Consider the following 18887-nt stretch of genomic DNA (forward strand, 5'->3'; position numbering starts at 1 on the left):
CCGAAAGAATCACGGCTATTGGTCATGTCAAATACCAATGGGGATTGGGCGAAGATGAAACGGCGGCTTTTCAAGGAAACAACTGCGTCTATACTTGCGGGGTTGCTTATATTAGCGACGCCTGGCGCCAGTGCAGCGGCGTCGCTGGCTGGGAAAGTCGGCGACAAGCGTTCCTTCGTGTATCTCCCTCAGCAAGGCTCGGAAGGCAATTGCAGGCAGGCCTACAACGCCTATGTGGCTGCGGCCGGTCATTCCGCCTACGCATCGACCATCACCGGAGCAAGGGTCCTGTATTTCGTCTGCGGCGTGCACATTAACGCACCGTCCCAGAAGGCTGCCGAAGCGCTCGCGCTTAAGTCATGCGAATCCGGTCGCAAGAAGTTCAAAGTGGACATGGTCGGCGGCTGCGGCGTAGTCGCTTCCAAGTAGCTTTCGGCATCAAAGCGCCAGATAGCAATGGGGGATAGGGCGAAGATGAGACTTCAGCTTTTTCAGAAAACAACTGTATCCATATTTGCAGGGTTGCTCGTGTTGGGGGCGCCCGGTATCGGAGCAGCGGAGTCGCTGGCGGGAAGCAAGGGCGACAGCCGCTATCCCGTCTATTTCGCACCTGGCTCGACGGGAGGCTGTCAGAAGGCATACAGGGCCTATGTGGCGACCGGCAGCCATTCCGCTTATGCGTCGACTCCATTCAATTGGGCGACCGAGTTCATGATTTGCGCGCGTGCAAATGCAACGTCGCAAAAGGCTGCAGAGGCGCAGGCGCTGAAATCCTGCCAGTCAGCCAAGAGGAGCTACAAGGTCACAACCGCGGGAGCTTGCAGCATCGCTGCCTCCAAGTAGGAGATGCTGTTGGCGTTCGCTCTTCCAGGGGGAAAAATGACACCGAGACACGTCAAAAGTACAATCGCTTCGATACTTGCCGGCTTTCTTGTATTCACGGCACCTGGCATAGGAACGGCGGAATCGCTGGCGGGAAGCAAGGGCGAGACCCGTTTCTACCCCTATTTGCCGAAGAATCCGAAGGATCCATGCACCATGGCTTACAAGGCCTATGTAGCGGCCGGTGGCCATTCGGCCTATGCAAGCACTCCGTATTCCCGGGTGCGTTCGCTGTACATCATATGCGGCTCGCGCTTGAATGCACCATCACAGCAAGCTGCCGAAGAGTTGGCGTTAAAATCCTGTCAGGCCACCCGCAACAGTTATAAGGTTACGACAGGCGGAGGCTGCGAAATAGCCGCCTCCAAATAGCTGAATATCTGCCAGTCTTGGGTTTTTCAAATGGGTTGGGCAATGAAATCTTTATCCATCAGGCGAGCAACCATATTGGTACTTGCACTGTTCGTGGCCTCTGCACCGAATATTGGCGCCGCCGAATCGCTAGCTGGAAGCAAGGGCGACGTCCGTTTCTACCCGTATTTGCCGGCAACCGCGGATCGGCCGTGTACCAAGGCATATAAGGCGTATGTGGCGGCCAGCGGCCATTCAGCCTATGCGACCACTCCGTATTCCAGAGTGCGTTCGTTGTACATCATGTGCGGCTCGCGCTTGAATGCGCCCTCGCAAAAGGCTGCCGAGGATATGGCTATGAAATCCTGCCAGGCCACCCGCAGCCATTACAAGGTCACGACCGGTGGAGCTTGCGAAATCGCGGCCTCCAAGTAGGCAGGCCTCGCTTGCCTATCCTTTGACGGCCAGATTACAAAGCGGGGTATTGCCGCAGCTCGCGTGAAGAGAATTCGCGCCGTTGGCGGCGAGCTCTGCCTGTGGAGGCCCGATGTTCGCCAAGATCCTGATCGCCAACCGTGGCGAGATCGCCTGCCGGGTGGTCCGCACGGCACGCAGGATGGGTGTGCGCAGCGTCGCCGTCTATTCTGACGCCGACGCTCGCGCCTTGCATGTCGAGACGGCGGACGAGGCGGTGCATATCGGTCCCTCGCCTGCCGGCGAAAGCTATCTGCGGGGTAACAAGATCATCGCGGCGGCCTTGGCCACGGGTGCCGAGGCCATTCATCCGGGCTACGGCTTTCTCTCGGAAAATCCCGACTTCGTCGACCAGGTGGTCGCGGCGGGGCTGATCTTCATCGGGCCGTCGGCGGCCTCGATCCGCGCCATGGGATTGAAGGACGCGGCTAAGCGGCTGATGGAAAAGGCCGGCGTGCCGGTGGTGCCGGGCTATCATGGCGAGGCGCAGGAGATCGTGTTGCTCGCCTCCAAGGCGCGCGAGATCGGCTACCCCGTATTGATCAAGGCGCGCGCCGGTGGCGGCGGCAAGGGCATGCGGCGCGTCGAGCATCCCGATGATTTTTCGGAAGCACTGTCTGGCGCGCGGCGCGAGGCGAAGGCCGCCTTCGGTGACGACCGCGTTTTGGTGGAAAAATATGTCGACAAGCCGCGCCACATCGAAGTGCAGATATTCGGCGACAGTTTCGGCAATGTCGTGCACCTCTACGAGCGCGACTGCTCGGCGCAACGCCGCCACCAGAAGGTGATCGAGGAGGCGCCTGCCCCCGGCATGACGCCGGCGTTGCGCAAGGCGATGACCGAGGCGGCGGTGAAGGCCGCCAAGGCAATCCACTATTCCGGCGCCGGCACCATCGAGTTCATCGTCGATGCCTCGCAAGGTCTGAAGGCCGACCGTTTCTGGTTCATGGAAATGAACACCCGCCTGCAGGTCGAGCACCCGGTCACCGAAATGGTCACCGGCATCGACCTGATCGAGTGGCAGTTGCGGGTGGCCTCCGGCGAAAAACTGCCGAAGACGCAGAGCGAGGTCGCGCTCTCCGGCCACGCCTTCGAGGCGCGCATCTATGCCGAGGACGCAGCAAGAGGGTTTTTGCCGGCGACCGGCACCTTGCACCATTTAAAATTTCCGCAACCGGCGCCCGAAGGTGCGAGCATGCGCATCGAAACCGGTGTGCGCGCCGGCGATGCGATCTCGCCGTCTTACGATCCGATGATCGCCAAGCTGGTCATCCATGGCAAGGACAGGCGGACGGCGCTCACGGCACTCGGCGCGGCGCTGTCGCAGACCGAAATCGCCGGCTCGACGGTCAACACCGCCTTTCTTGCCGCGCTGGCCGCTGATGCGGATTTTGCGGCGGGCGATGTCGATACCGACCTGATCGCCAGGCATCAGCAGGCGCTGACGGCGGTTCCGCCGCCGAGCGGTGAGACGATTGCCGCTGCGGCACTTGCCGCGTCTGGTGCGGGCGACTTGCCGTCCTCCGACGATCCCTGGTCGTCACTGGCCGGCTATGCGCATTTCCACGCGGTGGCGCGGCGCACGCTGCTGAGATTTGGCGAGCAGGGGATCGTCGCGCGCGTATCGGTGCGGCCGGACGGGCGGTTCGAGGTGGCGCTGGATGCCCCCTATGACAGCGCCAATTCGCATGATCTCCGCGCCGCGCCTCGCCTCGCCCGCTGGCCGGGCCACGTCACGGTCTTCGAAGGCGCCATCGGCTACGGTTTTGCCGTGCCGGATCCGCTGGCGCGGGCCGACGAAGCCGCAGCCGCTTCCGGCAGCCTGCGCGCGCCAATGCCGGGACTGGTCAAATTGGTTCGTGCTGGCAAAGGCGAGGCCGTGATCAAGGGGCAGCCGCTGCTGATCCTGGAGGCGATGAAGATGGAGCACACCATTGCCGCCCCCCATGACGGGGTAATCGCCGAAATCGCTGCCGAAGGCGCGCAGGTCACCGACGGAACCGTGCTGGTTCGCTTTGCCGAGGAACCACAGCTGACTGCTGTTTCCCTATCCACGAAGTGATCTCGAACGCGTCACAAAGGCATCGCCAAGAACAACATGGCCGGGTTTGACCCCGGCCATGTTCGATTACACCAGCGCAGCTTGCGGCGCCGCGGCCATTACGGCTGGATCGGGGCGTATTTGCCGTCGTGCCACTGGTTGATGTCGTAGCTGGCGTTCTTGAGGTCGCCTTTCTCGTCGAAGGTGACCGGACCGACAACCGTGCTGATCGGCTGGCCGTTCTTCAACGCTTCAGCGACCTTGGCCGGGTCGTCGCTGCCGGCGCGCTTGATGCCTTCGGCGAAGGCCTGGATCACCGCATAGGAAAACAGCGTGAAGCCCTCCGGCACGAAGCCGCCGGCCTTGATCTTGGCGATGGCTTCCCTGGCTTCGGGCTTCGCCTGCGGATCCGATGGGAAGACGAACATGGTGCCTTCACCGGCCGGACCGGCAACCTGCCAGAATTCCGGCGAAGCGATCGAGTCCGGCATGATCAGCTGGAACTTGAGGTTCTGCTCCGCCGACTGGCGCAGGATGAGGCCCGCTTCGGGATGATAGCCGCCGAAATAGACGACATCAGCTTTCAGCTCCTTGAGCTTGGTAACAAGCGCGGAGTAGTCCTTCTCGCCGGCGTTGATGCCCTCGTAGAGGATCTCCTTGAGACCGTTCTGGTTCATCGTTGCCTTGACGGCATCGGCCACACCCTGCCCATAGGCGCTCTTGTCGTGCATGATGACGACGTTCTTGCCGGCATATTTCTTGGCGATCCATGGACCGATGAAAGCGCCCTGCGCATCGTCGCGCGTATAGAGGCGCATGATCGTCGGCCAGCCAGCCTTCGCCGCTGCGTCGGTTAGCACCGGGTTCGAGGAAGCCGGACTCATCATCAGCGCGCCGGCTTCGGCGTAGACAGCGGAGGCCGGGATGCTGGAGCCCGAGCAGGCGTGGCCGTCGATGAACTTGACACCATTGGCGATGATGCGGTTGGCGACCGAAACCGCCTGCTTCGGATCGCACTGGTCATCCTCGATGTCGAGCTTGATCTGACGGCCATCGACACCGCCAGCCGCGTTGATCGCGTCAGCGGCGGCTTGCGCGCCCTGCTTGAACTGATCGCCGATGGTGGCAAGCTGACCGGTCATCGGTCCGACCACCGAAAAGGTGATGTCGTCGGCGAAGGCGACCGGCGCGGTCATCATCAGGCCAAATATGGCGGCGCTCAAAATACTGAATTTCTTCATGGTGACACAACTCCTCCACTCTCGCGCGACCGTCCCGGCCGCGCCTCTTCCAGAGTGGCGGGAGAATTTCATCCTTCACCGGAGCTGTCTAGGCGCATCGTCGGCACTCGATTGGGCCTGCAACACGCGGTCCCAAAGACAAAGCCGCGCCAGCCTTGTTCCGGCCGGTCGCGGCTTTTGTCATGAGCTTCCCAACGCAGCCGCGCCAGGACCCGCTCGCCTTCCCTGTCTATTGCTCAGCGGCTGCCGTGTTCTTGATCTTCTTGGCCCTGCCGTCTTGCGCGGCCTTGATTTTTCGGGCCTAACCGTCTGCGCGGCTTTGACCCGAAGCGTCCCTGTCGTGAACTCAGTACCCCCGTGAAGTCGACGTTGACGAATTCAGTGCATCGTCATCCATTCGCGGGCTTCGCGGAGCGCCTTGGCGATCTCGACCTTCGACATGGCGGCCGACAATTCAGAGCGCAGTTCCGCGGCGCGGGCCGAACCCTTGATCGCGGCGATATTGAACCATTTGTGGGCGGCGACGACATCGGTCTCGCAATCGCGGCCGGTCGCATACATCATGCCCAACTCGAAAAGAATATCGGCCTGGGCAGTTGCCCCCATGGCGCCGAAGCCGGCTTCAAGCATTTCAAAACGTGCCATTTCAAATCCCCTGTTCTGGCTCCCGAGAGGTGTCTCCGTCTGTCCCTCGGTGTCCTTGACTACCTTCGGGGCGGCTCTCTTTCGATGCTTTCGAGAATGCCGCGGAGGCTTGAATCCGTCGTTAAATGGCGTGCTTAATTTGAGGAAAACAAAGCTAAAACAAGAGGTAAACGCGAAAATTCGTTAAGGATACAAAGCCAGCAATCGCGCCGGTTTGCACAAAATTTGAAGAAAACTTGCGAGGCGCGGATCAAGACTCCGCTAACCACGGAACACAAAGACGTGTGCGGCCCGTTTCATTTTTCGCCGGCGCGGCCGTTCGGGAGCGGGCAAAAACCCGCAACCCTTCCGTCGCGGCACCGCTTTTGTTTTTCCGAGAGCTGGACTAGCTTACGTTTGCGTAAGGGGCAGACGGCCGGGGCGGAGCCCGATTGACTTGCCTGAGGGAGGAGAGACATGTTTCGACAAGTGAGCCTGGCCCTCGCGGCCGCAATAACGATGACCGGCGCGGCATGGGCCGATCCGATCGAAGGCAATTGGAAAACGCAAGCCGGATCGACTGCCGCCATTTCGGGTGGCGGCGGGGCATTTTCGATTACGCTCAAATCCGGCAAATTTGCCGGCAAGAACATCGGTTCACTGAAGGTGGCCGGCGACAACAAATATGCCGGCACGATAACCGACCCGGAAACCGACAAGACCTATTCGGGCAAGGCGTCGCTTTCCGGCAGTTCGCTCAAGATGAGCGGCTGCGTGCTCGGCGGGCTGATCTGCAAGAGCCAGACCTGGCATAAGCTCTGATCGAGCCCTTCCTGCCGGGATGAGCGGGGCCAGTTGGCCCCGTTTTCATGTTATCGGTCTCGCAGCCACGGCGTCGCCACCGGTCGCTGCTTTCAAGGCGGCCCGTCCAGAGATCATCAACCATTTTGAACCCCAGATGAACGCCGGCATCAGAGCTGGTTCAGCCGGGGCAAGGCATTGTCATGCGTGTTGAAGGAGACACCGCGCAATGCTTGCCCGCCGCTTCACCATCGTCTGCCTGCTGATGAGCCTGTTCGGCATGTTGTTCGCTGTCCTTGTCGCCGAAGCCGGCCGTCCGGCCCGCGCCTGGGACGTCGCCATTTCCTGCCGGCTCGGTTGCCCGAACCAGCTTCGCCACTGAACCCGACAGCGAGAATCTAGAAAACCACGCCATGACCCACCTCACCGCCAACGTCCTCAAGACCCTTCGGCTTCTGCCGCGGACGGCGCTCATCCTAATGCTTCTGGCGGCCCCGGTTCTGGCCGTACCGACGATGCGCGCCGATGCCGGTTCGACCATCGAGGCGCCTGCGCTGAGGAAGTCCGGTCTCGGCTTTGTGCTGCTGGTCAGCCTGCGGCGCGGTTGAATCGCAGGAAAGAAAACGCCCAACAGCGTTCTGAGACCGCCTTACCCCCTCCCAACCGCGCGCCCAACTCTCTATATTGGGTCATGGAAAAGCGAATCTATCCCCAAGCCATTGAATCGGTCGTCACGCCGGAGCCGTTTGGCCGACAGAGCTTCAACGACGCCAAGAAGGCGGTCGCCGCCCTGCAGGTGCTTTACGACCGCAATACCAAGTTCCTGCGCGATTCATTTGCCGCGCTCGCCGCGGGCGGCGACAACAACAAACGCTACCGGGCCTTCTATCCGGAGATCGGCGTCACCACGAGTTCGTTCACCCAGATCGACTCGCGGCAGGCCTATGGCCACATGCCGACGCCGGGGCATTTCTCGACCACCGTCACCCAGCCTGCCCTTTTCGAAAGCTATCTCACCGAACAGCTTCGGCTGATCATGCGCAACCACGGCGTTCCGGTCACGGTTTCGGAATCGACCACTCCCATCCCGCTGCATTTCGCCTTTCTCGAAGGCACGCATGTCGACGGCACTGCTGCCGAGCGCATTAAACGGCCGATCCGTGACCTGTTCGACGTGCCGGATCTCGACGGCACCGACGACCAGATCGCCAACGGCACGTTCGAAGTGGCATTGGGCGAGGCACGGCCGCTGGCACCGTTCACCGCGCAACGGATCGACTATTCGCTGCATCGGATGTCGCATTACACCGCGACCAGTCCCCAGCATTTCCAGAACTTCGTGCTGTTCACCAATTACCAGTTCTATATCGACGAATTCGTCGCCCGTGCACGCGATTTGATGGCCAATGGCGGTGACGGATACGTCGAGTTCGTCGAGCCGGGCAATATTGTGACCAAAGTCGGGGACAGCGCGCCCGGTGAGGGTGCCGCGCCGCGTCGCCTGCCGCAGATGCCGGCCTATCATCTGAAGAAGCCGAACCATGGCGGCATCACCATGGTCAATATTGGCGTTGGCCCTTCCAACGCCAAGACGATCACCGACCATATCGCGGTGCTCCGGCCGCATGCCTGGGTGATGCTCGGCCATTGCGCCGGTCTGCGCAACACGCAGGCGCTGGGGGATTATGTGCTGGCGCATGCGTATGTACGGGAAGACCATGTCCTCGACGACGACCTTCCGGTCTGGGTGCCGATTCCGCCGTTGGCTGAAATCCAGGTGGCGCTGCAGGAAGCGGTCGCCGAGGTCACCGGGCTTTCCGGCTACGACCTCAAGCGCATCATGCGCACCGGCACCGTCGCCACCATCGACAACCGCAATTGGGAGCTGCGCGACCAGCGCGGGCCGGTGCAGCGGCTGTCGCAGTCGCGGGCGATCGCGCTCGATATGGAATCGGCGACGATCGCCGCCAACGGCTTTCGCTTCCGGGTGCCCTATGGCACGCTGCTTTGCGTCTCCGACAAGCCCCTGCATGGCGAATTGAAGCTGCCTGGCATGGCGACCGAATTCTACAAGCGGCAAGTGGCGCAGCATTTGACCATCGGCATCAGGGCGATGGAGAAGCTGGCCGAAATGCCGATGGAGCGGCTGCATTCGCGCAAGCTCAGGAGCTTTTCGGAAACTGCCTTCCAGTAGCTGCCGATCGCATGTGTCGGTCCACGGCAGGACGTTTCGTCATCTTGATTGAGCCGCATTTCTGCCGATAGACAAAGCGATGGCACGTGTTCGAGACATGACGGTTGCGCTGGCGTTCGTCGCAATGCTTGCACTCTCGGTCGCGCTGGTGGCCGGGTTCTTCGGATCGCTGCATCCGGCCTTCGATTCTTTTGCTCATTTCCGCGTTCATTTTGCCTTCTTGATGGCGCTTTGCGCGCTGCCGCTGCTCGCCACCTCGTTTCGCCTGCAGGCCGCCGCCGGATTGCTGTTTGCGGTGGCCGCCTTTGCCACCACGTCGAATGCCTTGCCGCTTTCGCGGCTATGGCAGGTGCAGGCCGCCTACGACGCTAGGCCCGGCGGCGAGGCGGTCTACCGCCTGCTGCAGATGAACCTCAGGTTCAACAATCCAACGCCTGAGAAGGTGCTGTCGCTGATCGGCCGGACCCAGCCTGATGTGATCACCCTCGATGAGGTGTCCGAAATGTGGAAGGCAAAGCTTGGGCTGCTGTCCGGCGCTTATCCCTACCGGATCCTCTGCCCGTATCCCAATGGCGTGTTCGGCGTTGCGCTGCTGTCCAGACGACCGTTTGCCGCGGGCACAGAGCCGCACTGCGACAGCCGCGGCGCGATGGCAATCGCTACGGTCGATTTCGGCGGAACCGACGTCGATGTCGCCGCCATCCACCTCACCTGGCCATGGCCGCACAACCAATCACGGCAGATTGACGGACTGTCGAACGAAATCGTCTCGCTTGGCGAGACGTCGATCCTGGCGGGCGACTGCAACGCAGCGCCATGGAGCGCCGCTGTCCGGCGCGTCGCATCGCTTGGCAAGCTGACTGTAATGCCATCGGTCGGGCCGACCTGGCTCTACAGAAAGCTGCCGGATTTCCTGCGCTTCGCCGGACTGCCGATCGACCAGGTTTTCAGCAAGGGCGCTATCGCCATCCGTTCGGCGTCGACCCTTGGGGACACCGGCTCAGACCATCTGCCGGTGCTGGTGGAATTTTCGCTGCGCTCGGGTGGACAAGAGCCGCTCGACGAGCACCAGACGGCGACCGCATTTGCGGCGCTGCCTGGCGGGGCCCGAAGCTGAAAATCCGCAGTCCAATCTCTACCCTGGCTTATTATTGGCCCACAAAAGCGCGGATGAGGTGCTCGACGGGGCCGCCGTCGCGATGCTCGCGCGCATCGAAGGCCTTCTGCTTTGCTTCATATTCGGCATAGATGGCATTGATCCGGCGCTTTGCCTCGCGACGTGCCTCGAAACAGTGCGGGTCATCACCGACTGTCAACCCTCGAACCGACTTTTCGGTGGCCCGCATCATCTGTCTGGCGATGCGGCCATGGGTCTCTTCATGGGCGCGGACGCCAGCGAAGAACCGCTTCCACCGCTTCTGCAGTGCCGGCGACGTGGCTGAGGCTAGTTTGGGATAGGTATAGAAGAGATTGAGCGTCCCGTTGGCCTGGCGCAGGCGGCAGACGCCGTTTTCCGTATAGGCGTCGAAGGTCCAATCATCGACGCTGTAGCCGGTCTGCGCGATGGCGTGGGTCATGAAGCCGTGCTTCGGCCCACTGCGATCCATGGCCTCGATCAGGGCCGCGCCGGTGGTTCCGGCAATGTTATAAGTTCGTGTCTTGACCAATACTTTAGTGTCGGCCAAGGCTAAAGGGGTGCACAACGCCCCGATCGCCACAGCGCTCGTCAGAACTGCCAGACGCATTTTCCTTCCTCCCTGTCGTCACAGAAAGGAAACACAGGCAGGCGGTCTATTCAACAATCCTATGGTTGCGCTGCTCCTCATCTTGTTTGGTCCGGAGCAAACCTTGTGACTTACATGTTCTGGTAGACCGGGCCCTCGCCGCCCTGTGGCGGCACCCAATTTATGTTCTGGTTCGGGTCCTTGATATCGCAAGTCTTGCAGTGCACACAGTTCTGCGCGTTGATGACGAAGCGCACATCCTTGGCCGCAGGATCGGCGGCGGCATTGCCGTCCTTGTCGACCCATTCGTAGACGCTAGCCGGGCAGTAACGCGTCGAGGGCCCGGCATAGACGTCATGTTCGGAGCGCTTCTGCAGGTCCATGTCGGCGACGAGCAGATGCACCGGCTCGTTTTCCTCGTGGTTGGTGTTGGACAGGAACACCGACGACAGCCGGTCGAAGGTCAGCACCCCGTCCGGCTTCGGATAGGCGATCTTCTGGTGCGCGGCGGCCGGTTCCAGCGTCGCGTAGTCGGCCTTGCCGTGCTTCATCGTGCCGAAGGGCGAGAAGCCGAACAGCGTGTTCAGCCACATGTCGAGCCCGCCAAGGCCGACGCCGACAATGGTGCCGAAGCGCGTCCATAGCGGCTTGACGTTGCGCACTTTCTTCAGATCCTTGCCGATGTCGGTGGCGCGCCAGGCGGCCTCGTAGGAGGCCAGCTCGTCATTGGCGCGGCCGGCGGCTATCGCATCACAGACATGCTCGGCGGCCAGCATTCCGGAGAGCACGGCATTGTGCGAGCCCTTGATGCGCGGCACGTTGACGAAGCCGGCCGCGCAGCCGATCAGCGCACCGCCGGGGAAGGACAGTTTCGGCACCGACTGCCAGCCACCTTCGGTGATGGCGCGGGCACCATAGCCCAGCCGCTTGGCGCCCTCGAAGGTGCCGCGGATCGCCGGATGGGTCTTGAAGCGTTGGAACTCGTCAAAGGGCGACAGATAGGGGTTCTTGTAGTTCAGGTGAACGACGAAGCCGACTGCCACCTGATTGTCCTCGAGATGGTAGAGAAAGGAGCCGCCGCCGGTCTTCATATCGAGCGGCCAGCCGAAGGAATGCTGGACAAGGCCCGGCCGGTGGTTTTCCGGTTTGACCTGCCAGAGTTCCTTGAGGCCGATGCCGTATTTTCCGGGCTCACGACCGTCGGAAAGGTGATATTTGGCGATCAGTTGCTTGGCCAGCGAGCCGCGCGCGCCCTCGCCGATCAAGACATATTTGCCCATCAGCGCCATGCCCGGCGCAAAGCCCGGGCCGTGCGTGCCGTCCTTCTCGACGCCCATGTCGCCGGTGACGACGCCGGTGACCGCACCGGCCTCGTTGTAGAGCAGGCCGACCGCGGCAAAGCCCGGATAGATCTCGACGCCCAGCGCCTCGGCCTTTGTCGCCAGCCAGCGGCAGACATTGCCGAGCGAGACGACATAGTTGCCGTGATTGTTCATCAGCGGCGGCATCAGGATATTGGGCAGACGGAACGAACCGGCGGGGCCGAGAACCAAGAAATGGTCGTCGGTGACCGGTGTCCTGAAGGGATGACCCTCCTCTTCGCGCCAACCCGGCAACAGCCGGTCGATGCCGATCGGATCGACGACGGCGCCGGACAGGATGTGCGCGCCGACTTCGCCGCCCTTTTCCAGCACGACAACGGAAAGCTCGGGATTGACCTGCTTGAGACGGATCGCGGCGGCGAGGCCGGCCGGGCCGGCGCCGACGATGACCACGTCGAATTCCATGCTTTCGCGTTCGATATCGCTCATCGACCCCTCACTGGCTCGCTATTCCCGGCATCTTGCTGGCTCACGCGCTGCATAGCGCATCAAATAGCGACGGGAAACCGACGCGGACGTGACAATACCGATTTCGTCAAAAAGTCGCGTCCTGCCGCACAGATTCGCGGTGGCGAGCACCAATCTTCAATCCTATTCCGTTTGTAGAGATATGTCGCACTGATGTTTTTAATTGTTCGACGGCTTGCTTATCGGCCATACTTCCCGCCATGCGCATATTCGGGCCGGCTGGCTTTTCATCGACGCGCTTTTTTTTCACGCCCGGCCGGATTTGCCGTGCGGCGTTCTTGGCGCTTCTGCCGCTGGCGGCCGTTGATGCCCGCGCCGACCCACGACTGGTCTGGGCGACCGGCGCCTACTCCTTTTCCGACGAGCGCGGCGGCTTCCGCATCACCGGGGCTTCGGGCGTCGGCACGAAGGAGGATCCGCTCGTCATCACCGAAGAGCTGAATTCAGCGACGCCGGTAACGCTAGCCATTCGCACGACCAAGCCGATCCAGCCGTTCGGCAAGGCTGGAGACTTCGCCAATGGGCTGATGTACATGCGCATCGACGTGCTCAACAATAGCGGCCAGGCCTGGGTCGAGTTCCAGTTCGAACTCCAGGAGATCCTCGACCAGCCGAGCGTGTTCGGCGACGGCCTGTCGTTCGACCAGCGCAACAAAACGCCCGAAAATATCTGGTCGAGCAGCTACGCCGATTTCGACCGCAATTTCGAACCGTATGACCGCCTGCTGTTCAAGAACGGCAAGATCGACCCGCTGAAGACCGCCAGCTTCTATTTCCTGATCACCGACTACACGCCGCGCTGGACGTTCTATCTGGTGCAGGATCCGCGCATACCGTCGAGCTGAACTTGCAAATTCAAGCTCCGCGGCCGAATGTGAAACCATGACTGCCGCCCCCCACAATAACCGAGCCGATCTCGCCGAGCTGCTGGCCTTCTACGCCAGCGCTGGCGTCGATGAGGCACTTGAAGAACAGCCGGTAAACAGGTTTGCAGAAGCCAGGCCGCCGGAGCGGGTACCCGCGGCGGCCGCTCTGCCGGCCGGTGAAAATGCGGCGCCGCAACGCTCGACGAGCGTGTCGCGCGCCGAAATGGGCGAGAGACCGAACACGGCACCGGTAGTGCGAACGCCTCCGGCCACCGCAACGGTGCCCGACGAGGCGCAGGCGGCGTTGGCGCGGCAACTGGCGAGGTCGGCGGCAAACCTCGACGAGCTTCGCCAGCACATGGCGGCATTCGACGGCTGCAATCTCAAATTCACGGCCAAGAACCTGGTGTTCGCCGACGGCAATCCGACTGCCGAGGTGATGCTGGTCGGCGAAGCGCCGGGCCGCGACGAGGACATAGAGGGCCTGCCGTTCGTCGGCCGCTCTGGCCGGCTGCTCGACCACATCCTGGCCGCGATCGGTCTTGATCGAAATTCAGTCTACATCGCCAATGTCATTCCCTGGCGGCCACCGGGCAATCGCACGCCGACGCCGCACGAGACCGAGATATGCCGGCCGTTCATCGAACGGCAGATCGAGTTGGTTGCTCCGAAAGTGCTGGTCAATCTCGGCGGCCCGTCGGCAAAGACCCTGCTCAACACCTCCGAAGGCATATTGCGGCTGCGCGGCAACTGGCGCGTCCACACGACCCCATCCGGCGTCGCAATTCCCGCCATGCCGACCCTGCATCCGGCCTATCTCCTGAGGACGCCGGCGCACAAGAAGCTGGCGTGGCGGGATTTCCTCGAAGTGAAGGCGAAGTTGCGGGCGCTGAGTTGAGGTTCGCGCGCCTCTTCCTTCTCTCTGTGGTGGAGAAGGGAAAGACAGTGCCGATGACTTCCCAGGTAATTGAAATCCCTCTCCCACCGGCCTAGTCATCTCGTCATGACAGCAGTCCAGATTTCCGCCGGCAGTCTCATTCGCGAATGGCGTACACGCCGGCGCATGAGCCAGCTCGACCTCGCCATGGAGGCCGAGATCTCGCAGCGGCATCTGAGCTTCGTCGAAAGCGGCCGCGCCGCACCCTCGCGCGATATGGTGCTGCATCTGGCCGAGCAGCTTTCGATCCCGCTCAGGCAGCGCAACCAGCTGCTGCTGGCCGCCGGCTTTGCCCCGAGCTTCAGTGAGCGGCCGCTTGACGATGCCTCGATGGCGCCGGCGATGGCGGCGGTCGAGACCGTGCTCAAGGCGCACGAGCCGTTCCCGGCGCTTGCCGTCGACCGGCACTGGAACCTGGTGTCGGCGAACGCCGCCATAGGCCCGTTCCTCGCCAATGTCGCCGATGCCTCATTGCTGACGCCGCCGGTCAACGTGCTGCGCCTCAGCCTGCATCCCGGCGGCATCGCGCCGCGCATCGTCAACCTTGCGGAATGGCGGACGCATCTTCTGGAGCGGCTGAAGCAGCAGAACGATGCTACCGCCGATCCGGTGCTGGTCGAGCTCGAGCGCGAGCTTCGGGCCTATCCGTCCGGCCTCAAAGGCAGCCGGCCGGCGCCGGTCGAACCGGATGCGATTGTCCATCCGCTCAAGCTTGCCCATGGCGACGCGATGCTGTCGTTCATCAGCACCATCACCGTATTCGGCACGCCGCTCGACGTGACGTTGTCGGAGCTGGCGATCGAATCCTTTTTCCCGGCCGACGAGCAGACGCGGGCGGTGCTGGTGCGGCTGGCGAAAGGGCGGGCCGACGCGGCGAAAGGCTGATCACCCCTGTGGCGCGATCGCCTTGCGCGTGCGGGTGCGTTCGAGGCCGAGCTGGCGCTCACGCCAGATGATGAAAATGCCCGCTGCGACGACGATAATGCCGCCGACCAGCATGTTGATCGTGGCGACGTCGCCAAAGACCAGATAGCCGACCACGACGCCGAGGATCATCGAGGTGTATTCGAACGGTGCCACGACCGAAGCTTCGGCATGGCGATAGGCCGAGGTCATCAGGATCTGGCCGAGCCCGCCGCAAAAACCCGCGGCAATCAGAAGCCCCGCCTGCACTGGCGTCAGCGCCTGCCAGCCGAATGGCAGCGAAAGCAGCGCCATGACGCTCGCCGTCACAGAGAACCACAGCACGATGGTCGCCGTCCGCTCGCTCTGGACGAGGTTGCGTACCAGGAGCATGGCGATGGCCGAGATCGCCGCGGCCATGAGGGCGGCGATGACGCCGAGCACCTCCTGGTCGCCAAGGGCAGCGCCCGAGCCCAGCAGCGTCAGTTCCGGCCACGAGATGATCAGCACCCCGACCAGGCCGACGGCAACCGCGCTCCAGCGATAGATGCGGATGGCTTCGCCGAGGAAGATCGAACTGAACACCACGACCAGCAGCGGCTGCGCGTAGTTCAGCGTAATCGCCTCGGGCAGCGGCAGCCGCGTCAGCGCGAAGAAGCCGAGCCCCATGGCGCAAACCCCGACAACACCGCGCGCAATGTGGTTGAGCGGGCGCTTTGTCGAAAAGGCGGTGCCGAGTTTCCCCTGGAAGGCGAGGAAGGCGATGATCGGAAAGATGGCAAAGAAGGAGCGGAAAAAGACGATCTGGCCCGCCGGCACCGTGCCTGCCGCCTTGATGCAGGACGACATGCCGACGAAGACCGCCACCGATACGATCTTGAGCACGATCCCGGTTAGCGTGCTGTGTTCGCCGGCGTGGTCGCCGGCAGCAAGCACTGGCAAGTCCCGTTCGGCTGTCACGCCCCTTTTGCTTCCTGGATCGCCGCCAAGATGCGCGCCGGCGTTGCGGGCATGTCGATATGTCTGATGCCGTAGGCGCTATAGAGAGCGTCGGTCACCTCATTGAGCGCGGCACGCGTCGACCCGATCGTACTCGCCTCCCCGGCGCCCTTGAAGGCCTCGCGACGCAGCACCGAGGCGCCCATCCCGAATTTCGGCGTGACGACGGTCATGGAAGCCTCGCGATGATGCTTGGGAAATGATCGCCTGAAATAGACGTCGCTGCAGTTTTGTCGAGGGAGTGTTTCGTGTAAAGAGCGCAGACTTCAATTTATTTGGACCAGCGGACCCGCCCGCCACTCCCGGATCGACAGGAAAAATCAAGGAATGCGCACCGATACCGGCCAGGTCTTCAAGCTCGAAGACTATCGCCCCAGCGATTATCTCATTCCGGAAACCAGCCTGACTTTCCGCCTTTCACCTGAAGCAACGCATGTCACCGCCGTGCTGGCGGTCGAACGCCGCGACGGGATTGCGGCATCAGTGCCGCTGGTGCTCGATGGCGACGGGCTGACGCTCAGCAGCATCGCCATCGACGGCCAGGAAACGAGCCCTGCGGATTTTCTCGCCACGCCCGATCAACTGACAATCGTCAGCCCCCCTGCGGCAAGGCGCTTCCAACTGAGAATCGAAACCGTGCTGGCGCCGGCGCGGAACGAAGCGCTTATGGGCCTCTATCGCTCCAGCGACGTCTATTGCACGCAGTGCGAGGCCGAAGGCTTTCGCCGCATCACTTATTTCCTCGACCGCCCCGACATCCTGTCGGTCTATACGGTGCGCATCGAAGCTCAGCGCCGTGAGGCGCCGCTGCTTTTGTCCAACGGCAACCCGGCCGGCAGCGGCGAACTTGCCGGCGGCAGGCACTATGCGGTCTGGCACGACCCGTTCCCCAAGCCGTCCTATTTGTTTGCGCTGGTGGCGGGCGACCTCGGCAAGATCTCGGACAGTTTCGTTACCCTGTCTGGCCGCAACGTCGAGCTCGGAATCTATGTCGAACCGGGCAAGGAGAGGCTCGCCGGCTACGCCATGGACGCCTTGAAACGCTCGATGAAATGGGACGAGGAGGCGTTCGGCCGCGAATACGACCTCGATGTCTTCAACATCGTCGCCGTATCCGACTTCAATATGGGCGCGATGGAGAACAAGGGTCTCAACATCTTCAACGACAAGTATGTGCTGGCCGACCAGGAAACCGCGACGGACGCCGATTTCGCCAACATCGAAGCCATCATTGCCCATGAGTATTTCCACAATTGGACAGGTAACAGAATCACTTGCCGCGACTGGTTCCAGCTTTGCCTGAAGGAAGGCCTGACCGTTTTCCGCGACCACGAATTCTCCGCCGATCAGCGCTCGCGCGCCGTCAAGCGCATCGCCGAGGTGCGTACGCTGCGCGCCCATCAGTTTCCCGAGGACCAGGGGCCGCTGGCGCATCCCGTGCGGCCGCGCCGCTACCGCGAGATCAACAATTTCTACACGGCGACGGTCTACGAAAAGGGCTCGGAAGTCGTGCGCATGATCCATACCATCCTCGGCGCCGAGACGTTCCGCGCCGGCATGGACCTGTACTTCGAACGTCACGACGGCCAGGCGGCGACGATCGAAGACTTCATCAAGGTGTTCGAAGACGTCTCCGGTCGCGACCTGTCGCAGTTTTCGCTGTGGTACCATCAGGCCGGTACGCCGAACCTGACCGTCAGTTCAGCATATAATCCGGCGGCGCGAGAATTCACGCTCGAAATCGAGCAGTCGGTGCCGCCAACACCGGCGGAAAGCCGCAAGCGGCTGATGCACATTCCGCTTGCCTTCGGCCTGGTTGGCGCCGGTGGCGAGGCGATAGCGCATAGCGGCGTCGAAGGGGCGAACGTCGAGGACAGTGTCATCCATATCCGCAAACGTCGCCATGTCGTCAGGTTTTCCGGGATTGCCGAGCGTCCGGCCATGTCGCTCAACCGTGGCTTTTCGGCGCCGGTGACGCTTTCGGTCGAGCAACGGCCCGACGACCAGTTTTTTCTGGCTGGCCATGACAGCGACGCCTTCTCGCGCTGGCAGGCGTTCAACACGCTTTTGACCGATGCCCTGATTGCAGCCTTCCGTCAGATCCTGGACCACAGGCAACCCGAGTTCAGCGCCCGGCTGACCGAGCTTGCGGGCAAGATAGCCGGCGACGAAGCACTCGAACCCGCCTATCGGGCATTGGCGCTGGCGCTGCCCGGCGAGGCCGATATCGCCCGCGACATTGGCAAGAACATCGACCCCGACGCCATTTTCGCGGCGCGCGAGGCGCTAGTGGTTGCGATCGCCGAGACCAACAGCGAGATATTCTCCAAACTTTACGATCGGCTCGCCGACAATGGTCCGTTCAGCCCGGATGCGACCAGTGCCGGGCGGCGTGCACTGCGCAATGTCCTGCTGGATTATCTCTGCTTGCTGCCGGGAGGCGCGGAACTCGCTGCCCGGCACTTCCAGTCGGCGACCAACATGACCGACCGGGCCGCGGCGTTGACCGTGCTTGCGCACCGTCACCACGGCTCACCGGAGGCGACCAAGGCGCTGGCCGATTTCGAGGCGAGATATGCAACCGATGCGCTGGTCATGGACAAATGGTTCCAGATCCAGGCCAGTGTGCCCGGCCCGCAAACCGTCGATGCGGTGCGCGCTTTGACCGGCCACCCGACGTTCTCGATGGCCAACCCGAACCGGGTGCGCTCACTCATCGGTACGTTTTCCAGCGCCAACCAGACCGGCTTCCATAGCGCCGACGGCGAGGGCTACCGGCTTTTCGTCGAAACGGTGCTGCAGGTGGAAAAGCGCAACCCGCAGGTGGCCGCCAGGCTGGCGACGGCGCTCAGGTCTTGGCGGTCGCTCGAACCGGTGCGGCAGGCCAAGGCAAGGGAGGCGCTGCTTTCGATCGCCAATGCAGAGAAGCTGTCGGCCGATTTGCGAGACATCGTCGAGCGCACGCTGGCCTGACAACGCGCCGGCTCACCACCACAATGG

The 18887-nt window shown here is 62.3% G+C and carries 21 protein-coding genes; 14 read left to right on the forward strand and 7 right to left on the reverse strand.

Features of this window, described 5'->3' with window-relative positions; all coding sequences use genetic code 11:
- The first annotated feature begins 24 nt into the window (after positions 1–24).
- The 5 genes from NKI01_RS16165 (at position 25) to NKI01_RS16185 (ending at position 3769) form a co-directional block, all read left to right on the forward strand.
- Entirely contained in the window at positions 25–429 is a 405-nt protein-coding gene (locus tag NKI01_RS16165) for a hypothetical protein (RefSeq protein ID WP_352909995.1), read from the forward strand.
- A 45-nt stretch (positions 430–474) separates the two neighbouring features.
- Positions 475–843, forward strand: a complete 369-nt coding sequence (locus NKI01_RS16170) for a hypothetical protein (protein ID WP_023718361.1) — start codon at positions 475–477, stop codon at positions 841–843.
- Positions 844–879: 36 nt separating this feature from the next.
- Positions 880–1254, forward strand: a complete 375-nt coding sequence (locus NKI01_RS16175) for a hypothetical protein (RefSeq protein ID WP_023718362.1) — start codon at positions 880–882, stop codon at positions 1252–1254.
- Positions 1255–1296: 42 nt separating this feature from the next.
- Entirely contained in the window at positions 1297–1668 is a 372-nt protein-coding gene (locus NKI01_RS16180) for a hypothetical protein (RefSeq protein ID WP_023718363.1), read from the forward strand.
- Between the two features lie 112 nt (positions 1669–1780).
- A complete protein-coding gene (locus NKI01_RS16185; RefSeq protein WP_352963884.1) occupies positions 1781–3769 on the forward strand; it encodes an acetyl/propionyl/methylcrotonyl-CoA carboxylase subunit alpha in 1989 nt (662 codons plus the stop codon).
- A gap of 98 nt (positions 3770–3867) precedes the next feature.
- On the opposite strand, the gene NKI01_RS16190 is transcribed toward NKI01_RS16185, so the two are convergent.
- Entirely contained in the window at positions 3868–4989 is a 1122-nt protein-coding gene (locus tag NKI01_RS16190) for a branched-chain amino acid ABC transporter substrate-binding protein (RefSeq protein WP_352494834.1), read from the reverse strand.
- A 378-nt stretch (positions 4990–5367) separates the two neighbouring features.
- Positions 5368–5634, reverse strand: coding sequence for an SEL1-like repeat protein (locus NKI01_RS16195; protein ID WP_010915070.1), 267 nt, complete (start codon positions 5632–5634; stop codon positions 5368–5370).
- Positions 5635–6090: 456 nt separating this feature from the next.
- Between NKI01_RS16195 and NKI01_RS16200 the strand changes: the two genes are divergently transcribed.
- The 5 genes from NKI01_RS16200 (at position 6091) to NKI01_RS16220 (ending at position 9725) form a co-directional block, all read left to right on the forward strand.
- Entirely contained in the window at positions 6091–6435 is a 345-nt protein-coding gene (locus NKI01_RS16200; protein ID WP_023718366.1) for a DUF2147 domain-containing protein, read from the forward strand.
- 208 nt (positions 6436–6643) lie between these two features.
- On the forward strand, positions 6644–6796 hold the full coding sequence (locus tag NKI01_RS16205) for a hypothetical protein (protein WP_023718367.1): 153 nt from the start codon (positions 6644–6646) through the stop codon (positions 6794–6796).
- Positions 6797–6827: 31 nt separating this feature from the next.
- Positions 6828–7022, forward strand: a complete 195-nt coding sequence (locus NKI01_RS16210) for a hypothetical protein (RefSeq protein ID WP_352494833.1) — start codon at positions 6828–6830, stop codon at positions 7020–7022.
- An 83-nt stretch (positions 7023–7105) separates the two neighbouring features.
- Positions 7106–8608 (forward strand): AMP nucleosidase, encoded by a 1503-nt coding sequence (locus NKI01_RS16215; protein ID WP_352963886.1) that lies wholly within the window; start codon positions 7106–7108, stop codon positions 8606–8608.
- A 79-nt stretch (positions 8609–8687) separates the two neighbouring features.
- The gene (locus tag NKI01_RS16220; protein ID WP_352494831.1) at positions 8688–9725 is read left to right on the forward strand and encodes an endonuclease/exonuclease/phosphatase family protein; all 1038 of its coding nucleotides are present in this window, start codon (positions 8688–8690) and stop codon (positions 9723–9725) included.
- Between the two features lie 31 nt (positions 9726–9756).
- Here the strand turns inward: NKI01_RS16220 and NKI01_RS16225 are convergent, their stop codons facing one another.
- The 3 genes from NKI01_RS16225 to NKI01_RS16235 form a co-directional block, all read right to left on the reverse strand.
- Positions 9757–10353 carry a DUF922 domain-containing protein gene (locus tag NKI01_RS16225; protein WP_352481881.1) on the reverse strand — a complete coding sequence of 199 codons (597 nt, stop codon included), beginning with the start codon at positions 10351–10353 and terminating at the stop codon, positions 9757–9759.
- A 110-nt stretch (positions 10354–10463) separates the two neighbouring features.
- Positions 10464–12143, reverse strand: coding sequence for an electron transfer flavoprotein-ubiquinone oxidoreductase (locus NKI01_RS16230; protein WP_352639544.1), 1680 nt, complete (start codon positions 12141–12143; stop codon positions 10464–10466).
- Between the two features lie 106 nt (positions 12144–12249).
- Positions 12250–12432 (reverse strand): hypothetical protein, encoded by a 183-nt coding sequence (locus NKI01_RS16235; RefSeq protein ID WP_198030476.1) that lies wholly within the window; start codon positions 12430–12432, stop codon positions 12250–12252.
- Here NKI01_RS16235 and NKI01_RS16240 point away from each other — a divergent pair.
- The 3 genes from NKI01_RS16240 to NKI01_RS16250 all read left to right on the forward strand — a co-directional run bounded on the left by NKI01_RS16240 (position 12383) and on the right by NKI01_RS16250 (position 14870).
- On the forward strand, positions 12383–13027 hold the full coding sequence (locus NKI01_RS16240; protein WP_023718372.1) for a hypothetical protein: 645 nt from the start codon (positions 12383–12385) through the stop codon (positions 13025–13027). The two genes, NKI01_RS16235 and NKI01_RS16240, sit on opposite strands and share 50 nt — an antisense overlap.
- Before the next feature lie 37 nt (positions 13028–13064).
- Positions 13065–13946 (forward strand): uracil-DNA glycosylase, encoded by an 882-nt coding sequence (locus NKI01_RS16245; RefSeq protein ID WP_023718373.1) that lies wholly within the window; start codon positions 13065–13067, stop codon positions 13944–13946.
- Positions 13947–14051: 105 nt separating this feature from the next.
- On the forward strand, positions 14052–14870 hold the full coding sequence (locus NKI01_RS16250) for a helix-turn-helix domain-containing protein (protein ID WP_352494827.1): 819 nt from the start codon (positions 14052–14054) through the stop codon (positions 14868–14870).
- On the opposite strand, the gene NKI01_RS16255 is transcribed toward NKI01_RS16250, so the two are convergent.
- Positions 14871–15848 carry a DMT family transporter gene (locus NKI01_RS16255; protein ID WP_502899437.1) on the reverse strand — a complete coding sequence of 326 codons (978 nt, stop codon included), beginning with the start codon at positions 15846–15848 and terminating at the stop codon, positions 14871–14873. It abuts the gene before it with no gap.
- Entirely contained in the window at positions 15845–16060 is a 216-nt protein-coding gene (locus NKI01_RS16260; protein WP_023718376.1) for a hypothetical protein, read from the reverse strand. The genes NKI01_RS16255 and NKI01_RS16260 overlap by 4 nt, the downstream gene beginning before the upstream one ends.
- A gap of 154 nt (positions 16061–16214) precedes the next feature.
- Here NKI01_RS16260 and pepN point away from each other — a divergent pair, with 154 nt between their 5' ends.
- Complete coding sequence (gene pepN / locus NKI01_RS16265) at positions 16215–18860, forward strand: aminopeptidase N (protein ID WP_352481888.1); 2646 nt, start codon at positions 16215–16217, stop codon at positions 18858–18860.
- The last annotated feature ends 27 nt before the right edge of the window (positions 18861–18887 follow it).

The organism is Mesorhizobium sp. M0815, assembly GCF_040319995.1.
Lineage (GTDB): Bacteria > Pseudomonadota > Alphaproteobacteria > Rhizobiales > Rhizobiaceae > Mesorhizobium.